This is a genomic window from Mesorhizobium sp. WSM4828 (assembly GCF_055811175.1).
In genome coordinates, this window is the sequence record NZ_JBVVQK010000005.1 from 136,736 (window position 1) to 157,741 (window position 21,006).

The 21,006-nt window shown below is 64.5% G+C and carries 18 protein-coding genes; 11 read left to right on the top strand and 7 right to left on the bottom strand.

Annotated elements, in window-relative coordinates:
• Window positions 1-245: 245 nt before the first annotated feature.
• The gene (locus tag AC0L2X_RS08335) at window positions 246-698 is read right to left on the bottom strand and encodes an Lrp/AsnC family transcriptional regulator (protein ID WP_473556634.1); all 453 of its coding nucleotides are present in this window, start codon (window positions 696-698) and stop codon (window positions 246-248) included.
• 161 nt (window positions 699-859) lie between these two features.
• Here AC0L2X_RS08335 and putA point away from each other — a divergent pair, with 161 nt between their 5' ends.
• Window positions 860-4,471, top strand: a complete 3,612-nt coding sequence (gene putA, locus AC0L2X_RS08340) for a bifunctional proline dehydrogenase/L-glutamate gamma-semialdehyde dehydrogenase PutA (RefSeq protein ID WP_473599565.1) — start codon at window positions 860-862, stop codon at window positions 4,469-4,471.
• Between the two features lie 67 nt (window positions 4,472-4,538).
• Here putA and AC0L2X_RS08345 read toward each other — a convergent pair whose 3' ends face one another.
• Genes AC0L2X_RS08345 through AC0L2X_RS08355 form a run of 3 tightly spaced genes read right to left on the bottom strand, consistent with a single transcriptional unit; the run spans window position 4,539 to window position 8,497 of the window.
• A complete protein-coding gene (locus AC0L2X_RS08345) occupies window positions 4,539-5,816 on the bottom strand; it encodes an energy transducer TonB family protein (protein WP_473556631.1) in 1,278 nt (425 codons plus the stop codon).
• Window positions 5,817-5,852: 36 nt separating this feature from the next.
• A complete protein-coding gene (locus tag AC0L2X_RS08350) occupies window positions 5,853-6,284 on the bottom strand; it encodes a hypothetical protein (protein ID WP_352490658.1) in 432 nt (143 codons plus the stop codon).
• Window positions 6,285-6,289: 5 nt separating this feature from the next.
• Window positions 6,290-8,497, bottom strand: coding sequence for a TonB-dependent hemoglobin/transferrin/lactoferrin family receptor (locus AC0L2X_RS08355; protein WP_473556628.1), 2,208 nt, complete (start codon window positions 8,495-8,497; stop codon window positions 6,290-6,292).
• A gap of 201 nt (window positions 8,498-8,698) precedes the next feature.
• Here AC0L2X_RS08355 and hemP point away from each other — a divergent pair, with 201 nt between their 5' ends.
• From hemP to AC0L2X_RS08380, 5 genes are all read left to right on the top strand, one after another.
• Window positions 8,699-8,905, top strand: a complete 207-nt coding sequence (hemP, locus tag AC0L2X_RS08360) for a hemin uptake protein HemP (protein WP_473556626.1) — start codon at window positions 8,699-8,701, stop codon at window positions 8,903-8,905.
• A 9-nt stretch (window positions 8,906-8,914) separates the two neighbouring features.
• Window positions 8,915-9,976: a hemin-degrading factor gene (locus AC0L2X_RS08365; protein ID WP_473599566.1), complete on the top strand. Its 1,062-nt coding sequence runs from the start codon at window positions 8,915-8,917 to the stop codon at window positions 9,974-9,976.
• An 11-nt stretch (window positions 9,977-9,987) separates the two neighbouring features.
• A complete protein-coding gene (locus AC0L2X_RS08370) occupies window positions 9,988-10,896 on the top strand; it encodes a heme/hemin ABC transporter substrate-binding protein (RefSeq protein WP_473556623.1) in 909 nt (302 codons plus the stop codon).
• A 5-nt stretch (window positions 10,897-10,901) separates the two neighbouring features.
• Window positions 10,902-12,005 carry a FecCD family ABC transporter permease gene (locus AC0L2X_RS08375; protein ID WP_473599567.1) on the top strand — a complete coding sequence of 368 codons (1,104 nt, stop codon included), beginning with the start codon at window positions 10,902-10,904 and terminating at the stop codon, window positions 12,003-12,005.
• A gap of 112 nt (window positions 12,006-12,117) precedes the next feature.
• Window positions 12,118-12,906: a heme ABC transporter ATP-binding protein gene (locus AC0L2X_RS08380; RefSeq protein ID WP_473556619.1), complete on the top strand. Its 789-nt coding sequence runs from the start codon at window positions 12,118-12,120 to the stop codon at window positions 12,904-12,906.
• 13 nt (window positions 12,907-12,919) lie between these two features.
• Here the strand turns inward: AC0L2X_RS08380 and rirA are convergent, their stop codons facing one another.
• Complete coding sequence (gene rirA / locus AC0L2X_RS08385) at window positions 12,920-13,381, bottom strand: iron-responsive transcriptional regulator RirA (RefSeq protein ID WP_023676431.1); 462 nt, start codon at window positions 13,379-13,381, stop codon at window positions 12,920-12,922.
• 191 nt (window positions 13,382-13,572) lie between these two features.
• On the opposite strand from rirA, the gene AC0L2X_RS08390 reads away from it, so the two are divergent.
• The 3 genes from AC0L2X_RS08390 to AC0L2X_RS08400 all read left to right on the top strand — a co-directional run bounded on the left by AC0L2X_RS08390 (window position 13,573) and on the right by AC0L2X_RS08400 (window position 16,025).
• The gene (locus tag AC0L2X_RS08390) at window positions 13,573-14,877 is read left to right on the top strand and encodes a DUF445 domain-containing protein (protein ID WP_473556616.1); all 1,305 of its coding nucleotides are present in this window, start codon (window positions 13,573-13,575) and stop codon (window positions 14,875-14,877) included.
• An 83-nt stretch (window positions 14,878-14,960) separates the two neighbouring features.
• Window positions 14,961-15,389 (top strand): phasin family protein, encoded by a 429-nt coding sequence (locus AC0L2X_RS08395; RefSeq protein WP_473556615.1) that lies wholly within the window; start codon window positions 14,961-14,963, stop codon window positions 15,387-15,389.
• 138 nt (window positions 15,390-15,527) lie between these two features.
• Window positions 15,528-16,025, top strand: coding sequence for a MaoC family dehydratase (locus tag AC0L2X_RS08400; RefSeq protein WP_292664992.1), 498 nt, complete (start codon window positions 15,528-15,530; stop codon window positions 16,023-16,025).
• A 30-nt stretch (window positions 16,026-16,055) separates the two neighbouring features.
• Here AC0L2X_RS08400 and AC0L2X_RS08405 read toward each other — a convergent pair whose 3' ends face one another.
• Entirely contained in the window at window positions 16,056-17,459 is a 1,404-nt protein-coding gene (locus tag AC0L2X_RS08405; protein ID WP_473556612.1) for an aminotransferase-like domain-containing protein, read from the bottom strand.
• A 105-nt stretch (window positions 17,460-17,564) separates the two neighbouring features.
• On the opposite strand from AC0L2X_RS08405, the gene AC0L2X_RS08410 reads away from it, so the two are divergent.
• Window positions 17,565-18,458, top strand: a complete 894-nt coding sequence (locus AC0L2X_RS08410; protein WP_473556610.1) for a DMT family transporter — start codon at window positions 17,565-17,567, stop codon at window positions 18,456-18,458.
• 42 nt (window positions 18,459-18,500) lie between these two features.
• Here the strand turns inward: AC0L2X_RS08410 and AC0L2X_RS08415 are convergent, their stop codons facing one another.
• On the bottom strand, window positions 18,501-19,961 hold the full coding sequence (locus AC0L2X_RS08415; RefSeq protein ID WP_473556608.1) for an MFS transporter: 1,461 nt from the start codon (window positions 19,959-19,961) through the stop codon (window positions 18,501-18,503).
• A 140-nt stretch (window positions 19,962-20,101) separates the two neighbouring features.
• Between AC0L2X_RS08415 and AC0L2X_RS08420 the strand changes: the two genes are divergently transcribed.
• Entirely contained in the window at window positions 20,102-20,995 is an 894-nt protein-coding gene (locus tag AC0L2X_RS08420) for a LysR family transcriptional regulator (protein WP_473556809.1), read from the top strand.
• The last annotated feature ends 11 nt before the right edge of the window (window positions 20,996-21,006 follow it).

Sequence of the window (21,006 nt, forward strand, 5' to 3'; positions counted from 1 at the left end):
GTTTCTGAAGACGCTGGCGGAGTGAAAGTGGCTCAGCCCGCTCTGTAGCGATCCTTCGCGCCCCCCTCTGTCCTGCCGGACATCTCCCCCACGAGTGGGGAGATTGGCTGTCATCTCCGCTTTCGCCAATTTTCTAGGTTAGAGAAAAAAGGGCGCTGTCACTGAGGCTGCCGATCTCCCCCCAAGTGGGGGAGATGTCCGGCAGGACAGAGGGGGGCGCTGTCCCGCCAGCGTCACCGCAACTCCTATCGATCCTTCACCGTCTCCATCGCGACAAACGTCGAGGTCTGGGCTACGTGCGGCAGGGCAGAGATACGCTCGCCGAGCACGCGGCGGTAGGCGGCGATGTCGGTGGTGCGGACCTTCAGCAGATAGTCGAAGCTCGACGCCATCATGTGGCACTGCTCGATCTCTGGCACCGCCTGCACGGCGCGGTTGAAGGCGTCGAGCGCGGCCGAGCGGGTGTCGGACAGTTTCACCTGGACGAAGGCGACATGGCCTTCGCCCATGCGCTCACGGTCGATGATCGCCTGGTAGCCCCTGATGAAGCCGTCCTTCTCCAGCCGTTTGACTCGTGACTGCACCGGCGTCTTCGACAGGCCGACTTTCGCCGCCAGTTCCGACATGGAAAGCCGGCCGTTGCTGCCCAGAGCCGACAGGATGTTCCTGTCGATCCGGTCCAATTGGTCTTCTGTCACTGGATTCCTGGTCGAATTGGAGGTGATCAGTCCTAATGATAGATCGATCGATCTGTTCTGTCGACTTCTTTGGACCGACTGCAATCCGCACTTATGTTAGCTTGCGCCGTTCGGTCCGGTGACGCCGGCCCGCTCCCCTATGCTCGCTCTACAGGACCGCCATGCCAGCGCTCGACACCATCCGCCAGCAGATCCGTGCCAATTATTTGCCCGACGAAGATCAGGCGGTGAAGCGGCTGGCCGAGGCGGCCGGGCTGTCCGCGCAAGACCGCAAGGCGATTTCGGCCCGTGCCGCCGATCTGGTGCGCGCGGTGCGCGGCTCGTCCGATCCGCGGCTGATGGAGGTCTTCCTGTCCGCCTATGGCCTCTCGACCAAGGAGGGCGTGGCGCTGATGTGCCTGGCCGAGGCGCTGCTGCGCGTGCCCGACACCGAGACGATGGACGACCTCATCGCCGACAAGATTGCGCCGCACGACTGGTCGGCGCATTCGGGCGGCTCGAGCTCGATCTTCATCAATGCGTCGACGTGGGCGCTGATGCTGACCGGCCGCGTGCTCGACGAAGGCGAGGGCGGCATCGAAGGCACGCTGCGCGCCATGGTGCGCCGGCTGGGCGAGCCGGTCATCCGCAAGGCGGTGGCGGCGGCGATGCGCGAGATGGGCGAGCAGTTCGTGCTCGGCCGCACGATTGCCGAGGCGGTCAGGCGCGGCAGGCCGATGACGCAGAAGGGCTATCTCTATTCCTTCGACATGCTGGGCGAAGCGGCCCGCACCGAGGCCGACGCATTGCGCTATCTCAAGGCATATGCCGACGCCATCTCTTCGCTCGATGCCGGGGCCAACGGCCCCGACATCCGCCAGAACCACGGCATTTCGGTAAAACTGTCGGCGTTGCATCCGCGCTATGAAGTGACGCAGAAGGAAAAGATGCTGCCCGTCATGGCCGAGCGGCTGCTGTCGCTGGCGCTGGCGGCGCGCCATTCGCGCATGGGGCTCAATATCGATGCCGAGGAGGCCGATCGCCTCGATTTGTCGCTCGACGTCATCGAACGGGTGCTGGCCGAGCCGGAGCTGGCCGGCTGGAACGGTTTTGGCGTCGTCGTGCAGGCCTATGGCCTGCGCGCCGCTTTCGTCATCGACTGGCTCTACGAACTGGCGAGGAAATACGACCGCAGCATCATGGTGCGGCTGGTCAAGGGTGCCTATTGGGACACCGAGATCAAGCGAGCGCAGACGCTCGGGCTCGACGGCTATCCGGTCTTTACCCGCAAGGCCAACACCGACGTCTCCTATCTGGCCTGCGCTAAGAAGCTGTTAGCGATGACCGATCGCATCTATCCGCAATTCGCCACACATAACGCCCACACCGTCGCCGCCATCCTGTCGATGACGACGGACCGCGACACATTCGAGTTCCAGCGGCTGCATGGCATGGGCGAAGCACTGCACGAGACGGTGCGCAAGGCCGAAGACACGCGCTGCCGCATCTATGCGCCGGTCGGCGCGCATTCCGACCTGCTCGCCTATCTGGTCCGCCGGCTGCTGGAGAACGGCGCCAACTCCTCCTTTGTCCACCAGCTCACCGACGAGGAGGTCGAGCCTGAGGACATCGCCCGCGACCCGCTCGAGACGGTGGAGAAACAAGGCCCCGCCGCCAATCCGGCGATCGTGCCGCCGTCGGCGATCTTTGGCCCCGGCCGACGCAATTCCAAGGGTTTCGACATCACCGACACGCTGACGCTCGCGGCGATCGACAAGGCTAGGGCCGAGTTCGCCGGGCCGGACCGCTGGCACGCCAAGCCGGTCAGCCGCGCCGCCGGCTATGGCAAGCAGCGTCCGGTCGTCAATCCGGCAAAACCTTCGGAAGTGGTCGGCACGGTCAGCGAGGCCGGCGCCAAGCAGGTCGAGACCGCCGTGCGCATCGCCGTCGAGGCACAACCGGCATGGGCAAGACGCCCGGTCGCCGAGCGCGCTGCCATCCTCAACCGGGCGGCCGATCTCTACGAGGCGAACGCCGTCGAGTTCTTTGCGCTCGCCGCCCGCGAGGCCGGCAAGTCATTGGCCGATGGCGTCGCCGAGGTGCGCGAGGCGGTCGATTTCCTGCGCTACTATGCGGCTGAGGCCGCCAATGCCGAAGCTGGAACGGAGGCGCGCGGCGCCATCGCCTGCATCTCGCCGTGGAATTTTCCGCTCGCCATCTTCACCGGCCAGATCGCAGCAGCGCTCGTCACCGGCAATTCCGTCATCGCCAAGCCTGCCGAACAGACGCCGCTGATCGCCTTCCGCGCTGTCCAGCTGCTGCGCGAGGCCGGCGTACCGGAAGACATCATCCAGCTTCTGCCCGGCGACGGCCCCACGGTCGGCGGCCCGCTGACCGCCGATCCGCGCATTGCCGGCGTCTGCTTCACCGGCTCGACCGAGGTCGCCAAGCTGATCGAAAAGCAGCTCGCCGAGACCGCCGCGCCCGACGCCATGCTGATCGCCGAGACCGGCGGCCTGAACGCCATGATCGTCGATTCCACCGCGCTACCCGAACAGGCGGTGCGCGACATCCTGGCCTCCGCCTTCCAGAGTGCCGGCCAGCGCTGCTCGGCATTGCGCATGCTCTATGTGCAGAAGGACGTCGAGAAGAAGATGCTGGAGATGCTGAAGGGCGCGATGGAAGCGCTCAGCCTCGGCGACCCCTGGCGGATCTCGACCGATGTGGGCCCGGTCATCGACGACGAGGCGCAGGCGTCGATCCGCGACTATTGCACGAAAATGGGCCTGCAGGGCCGGCTGTTCGCCAAGCTCGAAGCACCGAAGGACGGCCGCTTCGTCGCGCCGCACGTCTTTCGGGTCAAGGGCATCGAGGAGTTGGAGCGCGAGGTGTTCGGCCCGGTGCTGCATGTCGCCACCTTCGATGCCGACGAGATCGATGCGGTGATCGCCGCGATCAACCGCAAGGGCTATGGCCTGACCTTCGGTCTGCACACCCGCATCGAAGGCCGCGCCCAGCATTTCGTCGACGGCATCCATGCCGGCAACATCTACGTCAACCGCAACCAGATCGGCGCCGTCGTCGGCGCGCAGCCGTTCGGCGGCGAGGGGCTTTCCGGCACCGGGCCGAAGGCCGGCGGCCCGCATTATCTCCGGCGCTTCCGCAAGGGGCCGGAGGCCGGCACCCATCTTGCCGAAGGCCGCAAGGTGACGGCGACCGAGCTCGCCGACAATCTGCCGGATCCGGCGTTTGGCGGCTGGTCGACGCGTCCGGATCGCGTCGCCATCCTGAGGAAACATCTGCGCGGCAAGGGTGCCGCGGCCATCGGCACTGCAGCCGCGATCGATTTCGGCCAGGTCGACCTGCCCGGGCCGACCGGCGAGGCCAACACGCTGTCGCTGTCGCCGCGCGGCCGCGTGCTGTGCCTCGGTCCGGACGCCGATACGCTGCTTGCTCAGACGATCCAGGCGCTGGCCGCCGGCAATGCCGTGCTCGCCGTCGCACCCGGCGCGCCGGCGGCACTGTCGGCGCTGACCGGCAAGGGCCTGCCGCTGGCGGCGATCGACGGCCGTCCGGACCCGGTCGAAGCGCGCTCGCTGCGGGTCGATGTCGTCGCCTTTTCCGGCACGCCCGAGGCCGCGCGCATCGTGCGTAAGGTCATCGCCGAGCGCGCCGGCCCGATCGTGCCGCTGGTCAGCGAAGTCTATTATCCGGCCGCCTATGCCCACGAGCGCGCCGTCTGCGTCGACACCACGGCGGCGGGCGGCAATGCCAGCCTGCTGGCTGCGGCCTAGGTTTCGCCAGGGCTCGCGTATCGCGGGCAGGGCGGCGCCAACTTTGGTGCCGGCATGGGGACGGTCGCTACCTGATACCGAGCGGCACTTCGAACTGCCAGGCCGAGCGACCAGCTCCGTCTGGAATCGGGGGAAACGGAGAAGCCCGGCGGACCGCGTCGAGAGCGGCCTTGTCCAGCGCGGCAACACCCGAACTGCCCGTCAGCCTGGCGGACCGGACCCCGCCATTCGAAGCGACTGTGAAGGCAACCGTAGCCGTGCCGGTGGCGCGCGTGCGTGTCGAATTGAAGGCCCGCACCAGTTTTGACCTGATCTTGCCGGGATAGTTGGTGACGGCGGCATTGCCGACGCCTGATTTGCCGCCCCTGCTGGCGGTCAGGATCTTGCCGTCCTTCTTGCCGTCGGCCGTGCCGCGCGCGACATCCGTTTCGTCACGGCCGCCGGAGCCGGTCTTTCTCTTCTTGGAATCGGCTTTGGCAAGTGCCTTGCCCGACTTCTTGCGCAGGGCCGGCTTTTCAGGTTCGTTTGCTTCGGCCTTCCTGGCCGGCTTGCTCTTTGCAGTTGCCTTCTTCGACTGCCTGGGCTCCGGCCTGTCCAGCTTCGGTTCTTCCGCCGCGCTGACTGTCTCGGTCGTCTGGACTGTTTCGGCTGGCGCCGGTGCCCTTGTCTCGGCAGGCTCGGCCGTTTCGGTGGCGCTCACCGGCGGCGGCACGGCATTGTCGTCGGCAGGCACCAGCCTGTCGGTCGCAAGGATGTCGGGCGAGGGGTCCTGGCGCGCCGGCTGGACCGGTTGCGCAGGTGCGGGCTCGGTGCGATCGGCAAGGGCAGCAGTTTCCGTTGCGGCCTGGCTGACCGGCTCGACCACTCCCGATGCTTCGGCCGCGTCAGTGACCGGCTGGAGCGTCTCCTCGGCCGCGGTCGCCTGTGCCTCGACCGTTTCGACGGGCTTGGCGTCGAGCATGGTCACCATCGTTACGTTGGCCACTTCCCGGTCGTCTGCGGCATTGCCGGCCGCCTGCTGCGGATCGGCGCCGAGCAGCATTTCGCCTTGCTGGTCGGCACCTTCGATCGTTGGCCGGTCGTCCGGCAGCGTGAGAAAGGCCAGCGCCAAGGCTACGTGGAATGCGCAAGAGCAGGCGATCGCCACCGTCCAGTTGCGGCGCCGCTGCGTCTGTCGTGCCTGCCACAACGGCTCCACAGGGACCGTAGGCAAGTCGCTATCGGCATCGGCGATGTAACTGTCTTCCGGCCTGTCGCGCGGCGAAACACGCAGCGCCCCGCGCGGGATGGCGAAATCCGGATCGTCCGGCTCCGGCGGCAGGATGCCGGCTAGCGGCCACGCCACGGCGTTTCGTGCGAAGGCGGGTTCCAGTCCCAAAATTCAGACCCCAAAGGCGATGCCGGTCCTGGTCTGCGTCTTCAGTCCGCGCATGCAGGCATTCGGCTCGGCGCCGGCGCATTCCGTAGCGCTGTTGATCAACACGCGGCTGACCTTGCCGCAATCGGTGCCGGCAAGGTCGAAACGCGTCACCTTGGTCTTGCCTGCCGGCAGCTCCTTGAAATCGAGCACGGTCAGCCGATCGACGACACCGACCTCGTTGAACAGCGCGATCTCGAATGCCGCCTTGGACAGACCGGCGCCGAGATTGTTGGTGACCACGAAGGTCAGGCGGCAGCCCTTGTCGGAAGGCTGCGCGCCGTTGAGCTCGAGGAGAAGCGCCGGCGCTTGCTGTTGTGTCCATGCCGGAGCCGCCGCAAGCGACATTGCCAGCGCCGCGGCGAACAGACGAAGGGATGCCGTCATGCCTGTCATTGTCGTCAGCCTCCAAACCTCATGGTCGCCGCCAGCTTCAGCGTGACGCCGGGCTCGTAGACGACGCTCGTCGTCGACGCGTTCAGCGGGTTGGCATATTTGACGTCGAACAGATTGTCGGCGCGGAAATCGACCTTGAAATTGTCGGTCGCCTGGTAGCTGGCGAATGCATTGACCAGCGTGTAGTCCCTGGCCACCGGATTGCCCTGCGGCTTGCCGTTGTATTGCACCTCGCCGCCGATGGTCAGCCGGTCCTCGAGAAAGCGAAAGCCGAGTTGCCCGGTGACCCGGGAGGAGGGAACGGTGACAAGGTCCGCCCGTTCGCCTTCATAGGAAATCGTGCGGCCGTCGGTGACCGAGGCGGAAAGCCCGGCAAAGCCCCAGGCGGCGTCATAGACGCCCTCCATCTCGAAGCCGCGGATCTTGGCCTTGGCGAAATTCTGATACTGGAAGCAGATCGGTATGCCCGGACCGAACGGGCAGCCGCTGGTCGGGTCGAACGCCGATAGAGTTACGCCGTCGATGTAATCGTCGACATTGTTGTTGAAATAGGCCGCCTTCAGCCGCAGCGCGTCGTCGGCCTCGATGACGCCGTTGGTGCTGTAGTTGACGCCAAACTCCACAGTCTTGCCGGTTTCGGGCTTGAGATTGGGGTTGGGGAGGAACGGGAAGCTGACGCCGGCTGGATGGTTGCCGCTGATCAGGGTCTCCGACAGCGACGGAGAACGGTAGCCTTCCGCATAAGTGCCGTAAAATTGCAGCCCGGAAAGGCTGGCGGTTTCGAAGGGCGAAACGCCCACGGTGATGCGTGGCGACAGCCGGTTGCCAGAGGTTTCGCCGACATCGCTGTCGAGCTTGTAGCTGTCGTAACGCAGCCCGGCGATGACCTCGAGCCAGTCCCAGGTGAGCTTGTCCTGAACGTAAGCGCCGGAGACGTTCCTGTTGCCCGAGGGCGTGTAGAAACTGTCGCCGCCCGCGGTGCCGCCTGTCTCGACATCGTCGCCAACCCAGTCGCCGCCATAGGTCAGCTCATGCGCAATGCCGACGGTCTCGAATCTCGACGTGTTCCAGATGTCGATGCCGGAGGTGCCGATGTCGAACGTCGATTTCGAGCCCGCCGGCAAAACCACGGGCAGGCCGGTGACCGGATCAAACCGGTTTTGCGCGACAAGGGTCGTCAGATCGAGCTTGGTCTTATTGTAGGAGGCGTTGATGTGGAGATCGAGCCAGCTCTTGTCTTCATCGGTGATGTTGTAGCGGGCCGTGAAGGTATTCGCCTTCAGGTCGGCGTCGTTCACCGGCGCGCTGCCGCTGGTCTCGGTCCATCCGTCGTTCGAGCCGATCCAGCCCAGCTTCAGCTCGCTGTTTTCGCTGGGGCGGATGGTCGTCTTGAGGAGGCCGCTCAAGACGTCGAAGCCGGTGCCCGCTACAGTCTCGCCGCCGCCATGCTTGTAGTCGTCATAGTCGCGGTAGACGATATTGCCGAGCACGTCCCAATTCTCGTTGATGCGATAGGCGCCGCTGGCGCTGGTGGTCCAGCCTTCACCGTTGGTTTCATAACGTCCGGTCGCTGATGCCGCCCAGGTCTCGTCCGGCTTGAGGAAATCCTGCGCATCCTTGGTGTCGAAAAAAACGACGCCGCCGATCGCCCCGGAGCCATAGGTGTTGGCGACCGGGCCGCGGATCACATCGACAGATTTGATCAGTTCCGGATCGATGTAGAAGGTCGATTGCGTACCGTGATCCGAGCGCTGAAAATTCTGGCGGGCGCCGTCGACAATGACGGAGACGCGGCCGAAATCCTGCAGGCCGCGGATGTTGATGCTGGAGCTGACACGCCTTGCGTCGGCTTGGACGGCGACACCCGGCACACCGAACAGCATCTCGTTGGGCGTCGTCGCCATGCGGCGCTCGAGCTGTTCCTCGTCGACATGGCTGGCCGAAGCAAGCGACTCGATCGCCGTCTCGCCGGTACGGCTGAGGATCAGGATCTTGTCGAGCAGCGTGGTGCCCGCCGGCTTTGCCTGTTCGGGCTGTTGAGACGGGTCAGTCTGCTGCTGGTCGGCTGCCGGCTGGGCGGCCTGCTGGGCGCCGGCCGGTGTGGCGAGCAGCGGGATCGCCGCCGCGCCGGCCAAAAACGCAGCCATTTTGCTTGTCATAGAACAATGTGTCAGGCCGCTGCCCGCCAGCCGTCCCCAATTCGCCAACCCCATGCTGCAACTCCAAGAATCCATGTTCGATGCTGGCTGGCTTGGGGCTCGCTGGCATTTTTCATCGCATCCGGCATCTTAAATGTTGACTCATTTACTCCGGTATTGCACTGCTAGATAACATGATCATTCGAGTCAAGATTTGAATCGGCATTTCACGCAGGCGCCGAGCCAGATGCCCGGCACAGGAAAGGGATCGAACCAATGAACACGCACAATCCCAGCGACTTTCGCTATCGCGTCCGCCGTTCAGACGAAAATTCCGTCCGTTTCGACCGAGTCCAATCGGCCGTGAGAACGCTGTCCAGCAACACGCTGTTCCAGGGCGAGCACGAGATCGGCATCGAACATCACGGTGCGATGTACCGGCTGAAGATCACCCGGCAGGGCAAGCTCATCCTCAACAAGTAGGTGGTAGAAATGGACCAGCGCGTAAAACCCGCCCCGCACGAGATCCGGCGGGCACGGGCAGACAATCCGAAAATGCGCGAGCGCGACCTCGCCGCTAAGCTCGGGATTTCGGAGGCCGAACTGGTCGCCGCGCATTGCGGCGACGGCGTCGTGCGCGTCGAGCCGCGTGTCAACGACCTCCTGACTGGCCTCGAAGCTGTCGGTGAGGTGATGGCGCTGACCCGCAACGAAAGCGCGGTGCACGAGAAGATCGGCGTCTACGAAAGGGTCGTCACCGGCAATCACAATGCCATGGTGCTCGGTGAGAACATCGACCTGCGCATTTTTCCAAAAGTCTGGGCGCACGGCTTTGCCGTGGAGAAGCGCGATGGCGCCGACATCCGCCGCAGCCTGCAGTTCTTCGACACCGCAGGCGAGGCGGTACACAAGGTGCATCTCAGGCCAGCCTCCAACCTCTACGCCTATCAGAAACTGGTGGCCGGGCTGGAATCGCCGAACCAGGAGCCGACGGTGGCGATTTCAGCGGGCGCGGCTGACGACGAGACCGAGCCTGCGGACAATTTGGCGAGCATCGACGATCTGCGCGACCGCTGGAGCCAGCTGACCGACGTCCACCAGTTCTTCGGCATGCTGAAGACATTGAAGCTCAGCCGCCGCCAGGCGGTACGTTTGGTCGGCCAGGACTACGCCTGGCTGGTCGACAAGAATGCGGTGAACGCCATGTTCAACCACGCCGCTGCTGGCGCCATGCCGATCATGTGCTTTGTCGGCAATCGCGGCTGCATCCAGATCCATTCCGGCCCCGTCGCCTCGATCAAGCCGATGGGACCATGGCTCAACGTGCTCGACGAGACCTTCCACCTGCACCTGCGGACCGACCACATCGATGAGGTCTGGGCCGTGCGCAAGCCGACCAAGGACGGCCATGTTACGTCGCTCGAAGTCTATGGCGCCGACGGCAAGATGATCATCCAGTTCTTCGGTAAGCGGCATGAAGGCGAAAGCGAGCGCGAAGACTGGCGCTTTCTGGCCGAAAACCTGCCGCGTATTCCAAGCCCGACCGCAGCCTAAGGAAAACGACGATGGTTCTTTTCTCCAGGTTGGCATCGGTCTCCAGGTCGGCGCCTGGTCCTGCGGCCGCTGTTTTCCTGGCGTTCGCCGCGCTGATGCCGGCTCAAGCCGCCGAGGGCATCGCGACTTTCGCCGACCGCTCGCGGATCGTGGCCATCGGCGGCTCGATCACCGAGATCGTCTACGCGCTCGGTGAACAGGATCGTCTTGTCGCGCGCGATTCGACCAGCCGCTATCCGCAAGCGGCGGTGGAACTGCCGGATGTCGGCTACATGCGCCAGCTGTCGCCGGAGGGTGTGCTGTCGGTCAATCCGTCGGGCATATTGGCCCTGCACGGCAGCGGACCGAAGGAAGCCGTCGACGTCTTGAAGAAATCAAGCATCCCATTCATCGAGGTGCCCGAGCGCTATGATAATCAGGGCATTCTCGAAAAGATCCACATCGTCGGCAAGGCGCTCGGCACCGAGGCCAAGGCCGATGCGCTGGCGGCCCAGATAGACGCCAAGCTGAAGGCAGCCGAAAAGCAGACCGCGTCGATCAAGGCGCGCAAGCGCATCCTGTTCGTGCTGTCGATGCAGGGCGGCAAGCTGCTTGCCGCCGGCAGCGACACCGCCGCCGACGGCATCATCAAGCTTGCGGGCGGCATCAACGCCATCGACGGCTTTGCCGGCTACAAGCAATTGTCGGACGAGGCAGTCATCACCGCCAGGCCCGACGTGATCCTGATGATGAACAATGCCGGACCGGCCACCGCGGATGACGAATTGTTTTCGAACCCTGCCGTGGCTTCGACGCCGGCGGGTGCCGCCCGCAAGCTGATCCGCATGGACGGCGGCTATCTGCTCGGCTTCGGTCCGCGCACGGCCGACGCCATCCACGATCTCGCCGTCTCGCTCTATGGCAGCCAGGTCACGGATTGAGCGCGATGGCCGATCATTCGATCGGCGGTGCGGCGGGCATCATGGCGACGGCCGCCGAGGGTGACCGTTCGCGGCGCGCCCGCATCGTCATCCTGTTCCTGTGCCTGGCGCTTGTCCTTGTCGTGCTGTTGTCGCTGACATCGGGCGCATCCGATGCATCGGCCGTCAGCGTTATCAGCGACTGGCTGTTGGGTGCGGCGCCCGGCAATGAGGCGCTGAATGCCCGCGACCGCCTGATCGTCTATGACATCCGTCTGCCGCGCGTCATCCTTGGCGTGCTGATCGGCGCCGCGCTTGCCGTCTCCGGTGCGGTCATGCAGGGGCTGTTCCGCAATCCGCTGGCCGACCCCGGCCTGATCGGCGTTTCCGCGGGATCGAGCCTTGGCGCGGTCGCCGTCATCGTGCTCGGCGCCACGGTGCTCTCGCCGTTCACTTCGGCGCTGGGCACGCTTGCTTTGCCGCTGGCGGCATTTTGCGGCGGGTTGGCAACGACCTTGGTGCTCTATCAGGTCGCTACCAGGCATGGCCGGACCTCGGTCGCGACCATGCTGCTCGCAGGCATCGCGCTGGCGGCGCTTGCCATGGCGCTGACCGGCATCCTGATCTTCATGGCCGACGACCGGCAATTGCGCGACCTGACCTTTTGGCAGTTCGGCTCGCTGGGCGGCGCAACCTGGCAGAAGATCGGCTCGGTCGGGCCGGTCATCGTGCTGGCGCTGACGGCAATGCCGTTCCTGGCGCGCGGCCTCAATGCGCTGGCGCTCGGCGAGGCCACGGCCGGCCATCTCGGCATTCCGGTGCAGCGGCTGAAATACACCGCAATCGTCGCCGTTTCGGCGGCGGTCGGGGCGTCGGTCGCGGTCAGCGGCGGCATCGGCTTTGTCGGCATCGTCGTGCCGCATTTGCTGCGCCTGGCGATCGGTCCGGACAATCGCTACCTGCTGCCGGCGTCAGCACTGCTCGGCGCTTGCCTGCTGCTTTTGGCCGATGCCGTCGCGCGCACCATCGTGGCGCCGGCCGAGCTGCCGATCGGCATCGTCACCGCGATCGCCGGCGCGCCGTTCTTCCTCTGGATCCTGCTGCGCAAGCGCGGCGTCGTCGACCTTTAGAGCAGGATGAATTGAAGTTGGTTCAATCATCCTGCTCTAAGTCTTTGTTTTTTGTGCATGATCTTATCCGAAAAGTCTGCAACTTTTCGGGATCATGCTCTAGGAGGGCGTGATGATCGAAGCACGGGATGTTTCGGTGGCGATCGGCGGTAAGCGCATTGTCGCCAATGTGGATTTCGAGGCGCGGCCTGGCGAAATCGCGGCCATCGTCGGCCCCAACGGTTCGGGCAAGACGACCTTCCTCAGAGCACTGTCCGGCGATCTTGGCTATTCGGGAGAGGTCACCGTCAACGGCCGCAATCTGTCCGCGATGAAGCCGGTCGAGGCGGCGACGGTGCGCGCCGTGCTGCCGCAGGCGACGACGCTGTCGTTTCCATTCACGGTGCGCGAGATCGTCAGGCTTGGCCTGGTCGGCGGGCGCTCCGGCGTGCTGCCCGGCGAGGATCAGCGCCTGCCCGAACGGGCGCTGGCTCGCGTTGACCTCGACGGTTTTGCCGGCCGCTTCTACCAGGAGCTGTCCGGCGGCGAACAGCAGCGCGTGCAGCTTGCCCGTGTTTTGTGCCAGGTGTGGGCGCCGGTGCTCGACGGCAAGCCGCGCTATCTGTTCCTCGACGAGCCGGTGTCCAGCCTCGACATCAAACACCAATTGATCATCATGGACATCGCGCGTGATTTCGCCGGACGCGGCGGCGGTGTGGTCGCCATCCTGCACGACCTCAATTTGACGGCGATGTATGCCGACCGGATTTTCGTCATGCATCGCGGCAAGCTCGCCGCTACAGGCTCGCCGCAACAGGTGCTCAGCGACGAGCTGATCGAAAAGGTCTTCGATTGCCGGCTGAAGGTTAGCGTGTTGCCGGCCGCAAACATGCCATTCGTATTGCCGCAATCGGCAGCGTAGGCAATCAGAGAAATCAGGCGGCCGGCGCCCTTTGCACCAGCATGTCGATGCCGAGCAGGTGCCTCACGTTCGGGCGCGCCGCCACCAGATCGGCGATCGTGTAGCGAGACAGCACGGCGAAGAAGGCGTTGAGCGCTTCGCGCAATGCCGAATTCAACGCGCAGCTGTCGACCAGCGGGCATTCGGCGGCGTCGTTCTCGAAGCACTCGGCCATGGCAAAGCTTTCCTCCGTCACGCGCACGACGTCGAACAGGCTGATTGATTCGGCCGCGCGGCCGAGCCTGACGCCGCCATTCCTGCCGCGCACCGTTTCGATCAGGCCGTTTTCGACCAGCGGCTGCAGGATCTTGAACAGGAAAAGTTCAGATACCGAATAGGCGGCGGCGATCTCGGGGATGCGGCTCAACCGCTCGGTGTTGGCGGCGCAATACATCAGAATGCGCATGGCGTAGTTGGTCTGACGGGTAAGCCGCATTGTGTCCTCACATAACAGTGGTTGGCGTCAATATGGCCTATAGTTTGGAACAATTCCAGACTGGCGCTGCATAATAGGTGAATTCCGGCGTCAAGTTTGCGTGCACGATTGCGCGCGCCGGAACCAGCGGCGCGCTTTCTGGGGCAGGCGACACTAGATAAGTTCGCATACACGATCAGGAGCGGCCCATCATGTCACGACCAGCCCCGGCATTTGCATCCGTCGCGTCCGTCCGGTTCGACGCCGATGCCGACGCCAAGCTTTCGGCGCTCAGGCGCACCAAGTTCGCCGCCGCCGCAGCACTTGCGTTTTGCGTGCTGGTCTTTGCGGTGGCGAAATCGCTCGAGAGCCGGCATGCGTGGCTGGGCTTCGTCGCCGCTTTCGCCGAGGCGGCGACGATCGGCGGGCTGGCCGACTGGTATGCGGTGGTGGCGCTGTTTCGGCGGCCGCTTGGCCTGCCGATCCCGCATACGGCGATCATCCCGGAAAACCAGAATCGCATCGCGGACAATCTCGGCCGCTTCATCGAGGTGAATTTCCTGGCGCCGGAACCGGTGCGCGAAAAGCTCGCCGAGGTCGACTTTTCCGCGCTGGTCGCGGACTGGCTGGCCGACCCGAACCGCGCCGCCGATTTGTCGCGCTTCGTCGGCCGGCTGGTGCCGCAGACGCTGGCGGCGGTCGAGCAATCCGGACTGCGCGGCTTCGTCACCAGCCGTATGCTGGAGCAGATCGAAAAAGTGCCGCTGGCGCCGCTTGCAGCCGAGCTGCTGTCGACGCTCACCGACGATCGCCGCCACCAGAAATTATTCGACGAGTTCACCAAGGTGGTCGGCCGCTTTTTGAGCGACGAGCAGGCGCTGGCGACGATGCGCGAGAAGATCCGCGAGGAACTGCCGTCGCTGTTCAACCTGTTTCGCGCCGACGCCTATCTGTTGAAGAAGATCGTTGCGTCGGCCGGCTCGCTGCTCGATGAAGTGCGGGCCGATCCGCACCACCCGATGCGCGCCGAATTCGATCTTTTCGTCGAAACCTTCGTCGAGCGGTTGAGGACATCCAAACAATATGCCAGGCGCGCCGAAAAGCTGAAACGCGATTTCCTTGCCCGGCCGGAGCTCAGCGCGCTGGCCGGCGATATGTGGGACAGCCTGCGGCTGTTCATCGAGCAGGACGCCAAGGCGCCGAATTCGATGATCCGCGACCATCTCGCCACCATGTTCGTCGAGGTCGGCCGCCATCTTGCCGACGACGCGCAGATCAGGGCCGACATGAACCAGGGGTTCATCGTGGCGCTGGCGTCCTTCGTCGAAAGCCAGAAGAGCGGCGTGTCCAAGTTCATCGCCGATCAGGTCAAGCGCTGGGACCTCGCGCAACTGACAAGGCTGATCGAAATGAACATCGGCAAGGACCTGCAATATATTCGCTTCAACGGCATGATCATCGGTGGCCTTGCCGGGCTCGTGCTCTACACCGCCGAACGGCTGTTTCTCGTCGGCTGACTCGTCCGAATGGACCGCTGAGCTTCGCTGCACTATCTTCCGTGCAGTGACGGCGTTCACGGCAACAGGGGGAGAGAACCAGCATGGCAAAACGACCGGAGTCCGACTCCTTCATCGACATGTTCGGCAAGTTCGGCCGCGACCTGAAGCTGCCGAATGTCGACGTCGAGGCGATCCTCGCTCACAACCGCAAAAACTTGGAAGCGCTGGAGAAGTCGGCCCGGGCGAGTGCCGCCGGAGCGTCGGCGCTGTTGTCCAGGCAACGCGAGATGCTGCAGGACACGCTGCGCGAAATCACCGACATGGCACAAAACTACAGGGCGCCCGGCAATCCGCAGGAAATGATGCAGAAGCAGGCGGCGTTCGCCAGGAAATCCTTCGAGACCGCGCTGAAGAATGCCGTCGAGATTGCCGAACTGGCGAGGGCGTCCGGCACCGAATCGATCGAAATCCTGCGCAGCCGCATCAAGGAGGCGATGGAGGAGATCCGCGCCGGCCACGACAAGAAATAAGCTGTTCCCCAGCAGCACGCTTGCCGGCGGCGAAGACCGGCGGTTCGCGGCCGAAGAATATGCGCTGGAATCGCACTGGCGAATTGACAGGGGCGGCCCGTCGTGGTCCGGAACAGGCAAGCGATCGGGAAAGCAGGAATGACGCAGATACGGCCGAGGACGCCGCCGACCTTCGAGCAACTCAGGGCGATGGCCGGGCAGGAGTTGGGCGTCTCGGACTGGACGCTGGTCGATCAGCACCGCATCGACCAGTTTGCCGAATGCACTGGCGATCATCAATGGATCCATGTCGATCCCGAGCGGGCGAAGCGGCAAAGCCCGTTCCGCACCACGATCGCGCATGGCTATCTGACCCTGTCGATCATCGGCGCGCTGGCGCTCGAGATGGGGATCGTGCCCGAAAACACGCAGGCCGCCTTCAACTACGGTTTCGACAAAGTGCGTTTCGTGGCGCCGGTCAGGGTCGGCTCGCGAATCAGGCTGCGCACCACGCTGTTGTCGATGGAAGACAAAGGTCCGGGGCAGTATCTGATGAAGGCCGCCAATACGGTCGAGATCGAAGGCGAGCAGAGGCCGGCGCTGACCGCCGAGACGCTCGTCATGCTTTATGCGCGCCGCAAGCGAGCCGGCACCTGAGAGTTCAGCCTCGGGTGCGCGGCGGCGCAATCAATGCGACATTGCGTCTTCAAGCGCCCTGAAAATCCGGTCGTCTCCTGATTGGGCGACGTTGAAGCGCATGTAACGACTGGCTGACCGGGACAGGCTGAACGCATTGCCGGGTGCAAGCACGACATTGGCCGACAGGGCATGGCGGGCGACATCCGCGGCATCTATCCCCTCCGGCAGCCTGCACCATAAGAACATGCCGGCCGGCTGATCTATCCATGGCACGATGCCGATTGCCCTGAGGCGGGTGCTGGTTTCTTCCATGGCGCGCGAGAGCCGCGCGCGCAGCAGATCGACGTGCTTGCGATAGAGGCCGTCCTTCAGCAGCGTCAGCACCAGTTCGGATGTAAGCCGACCGCTGCCAAACGACGTGGCGATCTTGAGATCGGTCAATCCTTCTATCCAGTCGCGAGGAGCTGCGATGAAGCCGCAGCGCACCGATGCCGACAGCGTCTTGGAAAAGCTTCCGATATGGATGACCCGGCTGAGGCCGTCGAAGGCAGCCAGCCTGGGCGCCGGCGTGTGTTCGAAATCGGCGAAGATATCGTCCTCGATGATCGTCAGCCCCGACTGGTCGGCGAGCTTCAGCACCCGATGGGCAACGACCGGGGACAATATGGCGCCGGTCGGATTGTGGAGCGCCGAATTGGTGATGTAGAGGCGCGGCCGATGTTCGTTCAGTGCCTGCGCGAACAACTCGATGTCCGGACCCGAGCGCGTGTAGGGGACGCTGATCACCTTGGCCCGATGGGCGCGCAACAGGGCATGGAAGTTGAAATAGCAGGGATCGTCGACCAATACCGTGTCACCCGGTTCGAGCAGGAACCGGCACAGCAGGTCGATCGCCTGGGTTCCCGACTCCGTCAGCATGATCTGGTCCGGAGAGGCTTCGATGCCGTGCTCGGCCATGTGCCGTGCCAGCAGGTGGCGTAGCGCCGGCAAGCCGAGCGGCGTGCCGTAATCGGTCAGCGCGGCATCGTCGGCGCGGGCCACCGTCCGCAATGCCCGGCGCAATCCAGCCTCGGGCATCCATGACGCCGGCAACCAGCCGCAACCCGGTTTCAGGACGCCATCGCCGGCTTCCAGCGATTGGCGCGAGACCCAGAGTGGGTCGACAGCACGGTCAAGCCTGGGGCCGATCTCGGCCAGCGACAGCGGAGCCAACGGTCCGGCGGCATAGAAACCAGAGCCCGGCCGCGAGCGGATCATGCCTTCCGCCGCTAGACGCTCATAGGCTTCGACCACGGTGGATTTGGAAACCTGCATGGCCTTGGCGAAAGCCCGGATCGAAGGCAGCCGCATTCCCGGTGTCAGGCTGCGCGCGGCGATCCTGTGCCTGATCGTCGCCATGACGCTTTCGACAAGCGTCCGGCTGCCCTCATCTGTTGTCGTCTGCTCGTCCATCCGTACTGCTCGCCCTACCATGACGGTTTTGTCAAACTGTAACCGATTGTCTCTGGCGGAGCCATACGCCCGGCCCGATAGAGGGCGAAAACGAGCGGGGCATCGATGGACAAGGCGGCAAGTGGCCGGGCGGCGAGTGGCTGGGCGGCGAGTGGCTGGGTCAACGGGTTCATAGGCGTGCTGATCTTCAGCGGTTCGCTTCCGGCGACGCGCGTGGCGGTGATGGATTTCGATCCGGTGTTCGTAACGGTCGCCCGTGCGGCTTCGGCGGGCATCCTCGGCCTGGCGCTGCTGCTTCTCTTTCGCCAGAAGCGCCCGGAGCGGCGAGATCTGTTCCCGCTGGCGATCGTGGCGCTTGGCGTCGTGGTCGGCTTTCCCCTGCTGACGGCGCTGGCGCTCAAACACATCAATTCGGCTCACTCGATCATTTTCGTCGGCCTGTTGCCGTTGGCGACCGCGATCTTCGGCGTGGTTCGAGGCGGTGATCGCCCGAAGCCGGCGTTCTGGCTGTTCTCGTGCCTCGGCAGCGCCCTTGTCGCCGGTTTTGCGGTCACGCAAGGCCTGTCGGTCTCGCCGCTCGGCGACATCTTGATGCTGGCCGCCATTATCGTGTGCGGATTGGGCTATGCCGAAGGAGCGGCGCTGTCGCGCAAGCTCGGCGGTTGGCAGGTGATCTCGTGGGCGCTGGTGCTGTCGCTGCCGGTCATGCTGGCGCTGACGTTCATCACCATGCCGCCGTCGCTCGAAAGTGCCGGCACGGGCGCCTGGATTGGCCTGGCCTATGTTTCGCTGTTCAGCATGCTGATCGGTTTCGTGTTCTGGTATCGCGGCCTGGCGCAAGGCGGCATCGCCGCGGTCGGGCAGTTGCAATTACTGCAGCCCTTCTTCGGCCTGGGGCTGGCGGCAGCGCTGCTGCATGAGCAGGTCAGTCCCGCCATGGTCGCCGTCACCGCCGCTGTCGTGCTTTGCGTCGTCGGTGCCAAGAGATATGCGAGATAGGTGCGCCAGCTGCCGGAGTTGCATGCGAACCGGGTGGAATCCTCAAGGATGCTTGGCAACGATATCTGTTCGCCCGGCAGTGGTGCGGGCTGAAAATATCGCAAGGATCAGCGCCGCCACGACCAGGGCCGTCGCGACCTGGAAAGTGACCTGCATCCCGCGTGCGGCTGCCGCAGATGCCAATATCTGCTGACCGGTGCCTTCGCTTCCGCCAGCCGATGCGAACGCAAACACCGCGCCCATCACCGACGCACCGGTGATCAGGCCGAGATTGCGCGACAGATTGAGCAGGCCGGAGACGACGCCGCGCTGGTCGGATGCCACACCGGTCATCACGGCCGAATTGTTGGAGGTCTGAAACAGGCTGTAGCCGGTGCAGACGACGATGATTGGTACGACATAACCGGCAATGCCGAATTCCGCCCGCGACAGAGCAATAGTACCAATGGCGAGATCGAGCAGGCCAATGATCATCATCCGGTGCGCCCCGAAACGATCGACCAGCCGTCCGGCCGGCAGCGCCGCCAGTGCGGTAACCAGAGGGCCGGTCGACAGAACCAGCCCGACCATGGCTGCGTCCAGCCCAAGCGCGCGCGACAGATAGAATGGCGCGACCACCAGCGTCGCCATCATCACGGTGGCGACGATCAGGCTCATGACGAGGCCTGCGTTTAACGCCTGGTCGCGGAACCTCGCAGGTTGGATCAAAGGGTTCTCAGCCCTCGTCTGCGCAATGACGAACAGCAGGCCACCCACGGCGGCGGCAATCAGCAAGCCGACATTGAGAGAACCAAAACTGCCGCGCCCAAGGGTCATGGCGAGCGCATAGGCGGCGAGCGTCAGCGCGAGCAAAGCCGTGCCGATCCCGTCGAAACCGCGCCGATCCGGTTCCGATGTCTTTTTTCCGGCCGGCAGGACGCGCCAGGCGAGCGCGAAGGCCAGCGCTCCCAACGGCAGATTGATGAGGAAGATCGCTCGCCAGCCGAGGCCGGCGATCAGCAGTCCGCCAAGCGAGGGACCAAGCGTAGTGCCGATCGCCGACATGGCGCCGAGCAGGCCCATGGCGCTGCCGGTTTTTCCCCGGGGAACCGTGTCCGCGACAAAGGCCAGCGTCAGAGCCATCATGACGGCCGCGCCGAGCCCCTGTGCCGCCCGTGCGGCGATCAGCAGCCAGAGCGTCGGCGCGAGCCCGCAAAGCACGGATGCAAAGGTGAACACGGCAATGCCGCCGAGCAACAGCGGGCGGCGGCCGAATATATCGGCGAGCCGCCCGGCGCTGACAATCAAGGTGGTGATGGCGAGCAGATAGGCCAGGACGACCCATTGGACGAGCTGGAACGATGAGCCGAACGCCTGCATCAGCGATGGCAGCCCAACGCTGGCGATGCTGGTGGCGAGCGACGACAGCAGCGTTGAAAGCGACAGGCTTGCCAATGCCCATCGGGTCGAGCGGGCGCTCACCGGGGCAACTTCGTCCCAGGTCTTTTCAGCGGTCGATGCCACGGTGAACTCCTTTGCCGGCAAGCCCCAAATCGGAGCTGCCGGACGCTATTCCCTCGCATGATGTGGCGGAAGGCGCAGCGTTTGCATCTTATTCGTGCATGAAACGCCACATCGCGGCCGAGCTGTGCTACGGTTCTTCCATGTCGTCGCCCGATCTCAATCTGCTTGTCGCCCTCGATGTGCTGCTGAGCGAGGGCAGTGTGGCGCGCGCGGCCGGGCGGCTGCGCCTCAGTCCCTCGGCGATGAGCCGGACGCTGGCGCGGTTGCGCCAGGCGACAGGCGACCCATTGCTGGTCCGGGCCGGCCGTGGCCTGGTTGCGACACCCCGCGCACTGGAATTGCAGCAACAGGTAGGCCGCGTCGTTCAGGACGCGGAGGCGCTGCTGCGTCCTGCCAGGCTTCTCGACCTCTCTGCTCTCGACAAGGTCTTCACGCTGCGCGCCAACGAAAGTTTCGTCGAGGAGTTCGCACCGCGTCTTGTCGCCCGCATCGAAGCGGACGCGCCCGGCGTGCGGCTGCGTTTTGCGCCGAAATCCGACAAGAACGACATGTCGTTGCGTGACGCGGCGGTTGATCTCGAAATCGGGGTTGCCAGTGAAACGAGCCCTGAAATGCGCATTCAGGCGCTGTTTCGCGACCGCTTCATCGGTGCGGTGCGAACGGGCCATAGACTGAGCGAGGGCCTTGTGACGCCGGAACGCTATGCGGCCGGCCGCCACATCAGCGTTTCGCGGCGTGGCCGCGAAAAGGGCCCGATCGACGAGGCTTTGAAACTGCTGGGTCTCCAGCGGACGATTGTATGCATGGTTTCCAGCTTCTCGGCCACGCTCGCCATGGCGCGCGCCTCCGATCTGATCGCCAGCGTCCCCGAACGGCACACGCTGGGCGCGCGCGCAGGCATGTACAGCTTCCCGTTGCCAGTCGATATCGAGGAGGTCACCATTTCGATGCTGTGGCATCCGCGGCTTGATGCCGATCCGGCACAGCGCTGGCTGCGAGCCTGCGTGCGGGAGGTCTGTGCGTCGTTTTGCTGATCCAGACTCGG

Excerpts from the sequence above, each read along its gene's own strand:
- putA (WP_473599565.1), top strand. The coding sequence starts at position 860 with ATGCCAGCGCTCGACACCATCCGCCAGCAGATCCGTGCCAATTATTTG.
- AC0L2X_RS08350 (WP_352490658.1), bottom strand. The coding sequence starts at position 6,284 with ATGACAGGCATGACGGCATCCCTTCGTCTGTTCGCCGCGGCGCTGGCA.
- AC0L2X_RS08355 (WP_473556628.1), bottom strand. The coding sequence starts at position 8,497 with ATGGGGTTGGCGAATTGGGGACGGCTGGCGGGCAGCGGCCTGACACAT.
- hemP (WP_473556626.1), top strand. The coding sequence starts at position 8,699 with ATGAACACGCACAATCCCAGCGACTTTCGCTATCGCGTCCGCCGTTCA.
- AC0L2X_RS08365 (WP_473599566.1), top strand. The coding sequence starts at position 8,915 with ATGGACCAGCGCGTAAAACCCGCCCCGCACGAGATCCGGCGGGCACGG.
- AC0L2X_RS08370 (WP_473556623.1), top strand. The coding sequence starts at position 9,988 with ATGGTTCTTTTCTCCAGGTTGGCATCGGTCTCCAGGTCGGCGCCTGGT.
- AC0L2X_RS08375 (WP_473599567.1), top strand. The coding sequence starts at position 10,902 with ATGGCCGATCATTCGATCGGCGGTGCGGCGGGCATCATGGCGACGGCC.
- AC0L2X_RS08380 (WP_473556619.1), top strand. The coding sequence starts at position 12,118 with ATGATCGAAGCACGGGATGTTTCGGTGGCGATCGGCGGTAAGCGCATT.
- rirA (WP_023676431.1), bottom strand. The coding sequence starts at position 13,381 with ATGCGGCTTACCCGTCAGACCAACTACGCCATGCGCATTCTGATGTAT.
- AC0L2X_RS08390 (WP_473556616.1), top strand. The coding sequence starts at position 13,573 with ATGTCACGACCAGCCCCGGCATTTGCATCCGTCGCGTCCGTCCGGTTC.
- AC0L2X_RS08395 (WP_473556615.1), top strand. The coding sequence starts at position 14,961 with ATGGCAAAACGACCGGAGTCCGACTCCTTCATCGACATGTTCGGCAAG.
- AC0L2X_RS08400 (WP_292664992.1), top strand. The coding sequence starts at position 15,528 with ATGACGCAGATACGGCCGAGGACGCCGCCGACCTTCGAGCAACTCAGG.
- AC0L2X_RS08405 (WP_473556612.1), bottom strand. The coding sequence starts at position 17,459 with ATGGACGAGCAGACGACAACAGATGAGGGCAGCCGGACGCTTGTCGAA.
- AC0L2X_RS08410 (WP_473556610.1), top strand. The coding sequence starts at position 17,565 with ATGGACAAGGCGGCAAGTGGCCGGGCGGCGAGTGGCTGGGCGGCGAGT.
- AC0L2X_RS08420 (WP_473556809.1), top strand. The coding sequence starts at position 20,102 with ATGTCGTCGCCCGATCTCAATCTGCTTGTCGCCCTCGATGTGCTGCTG.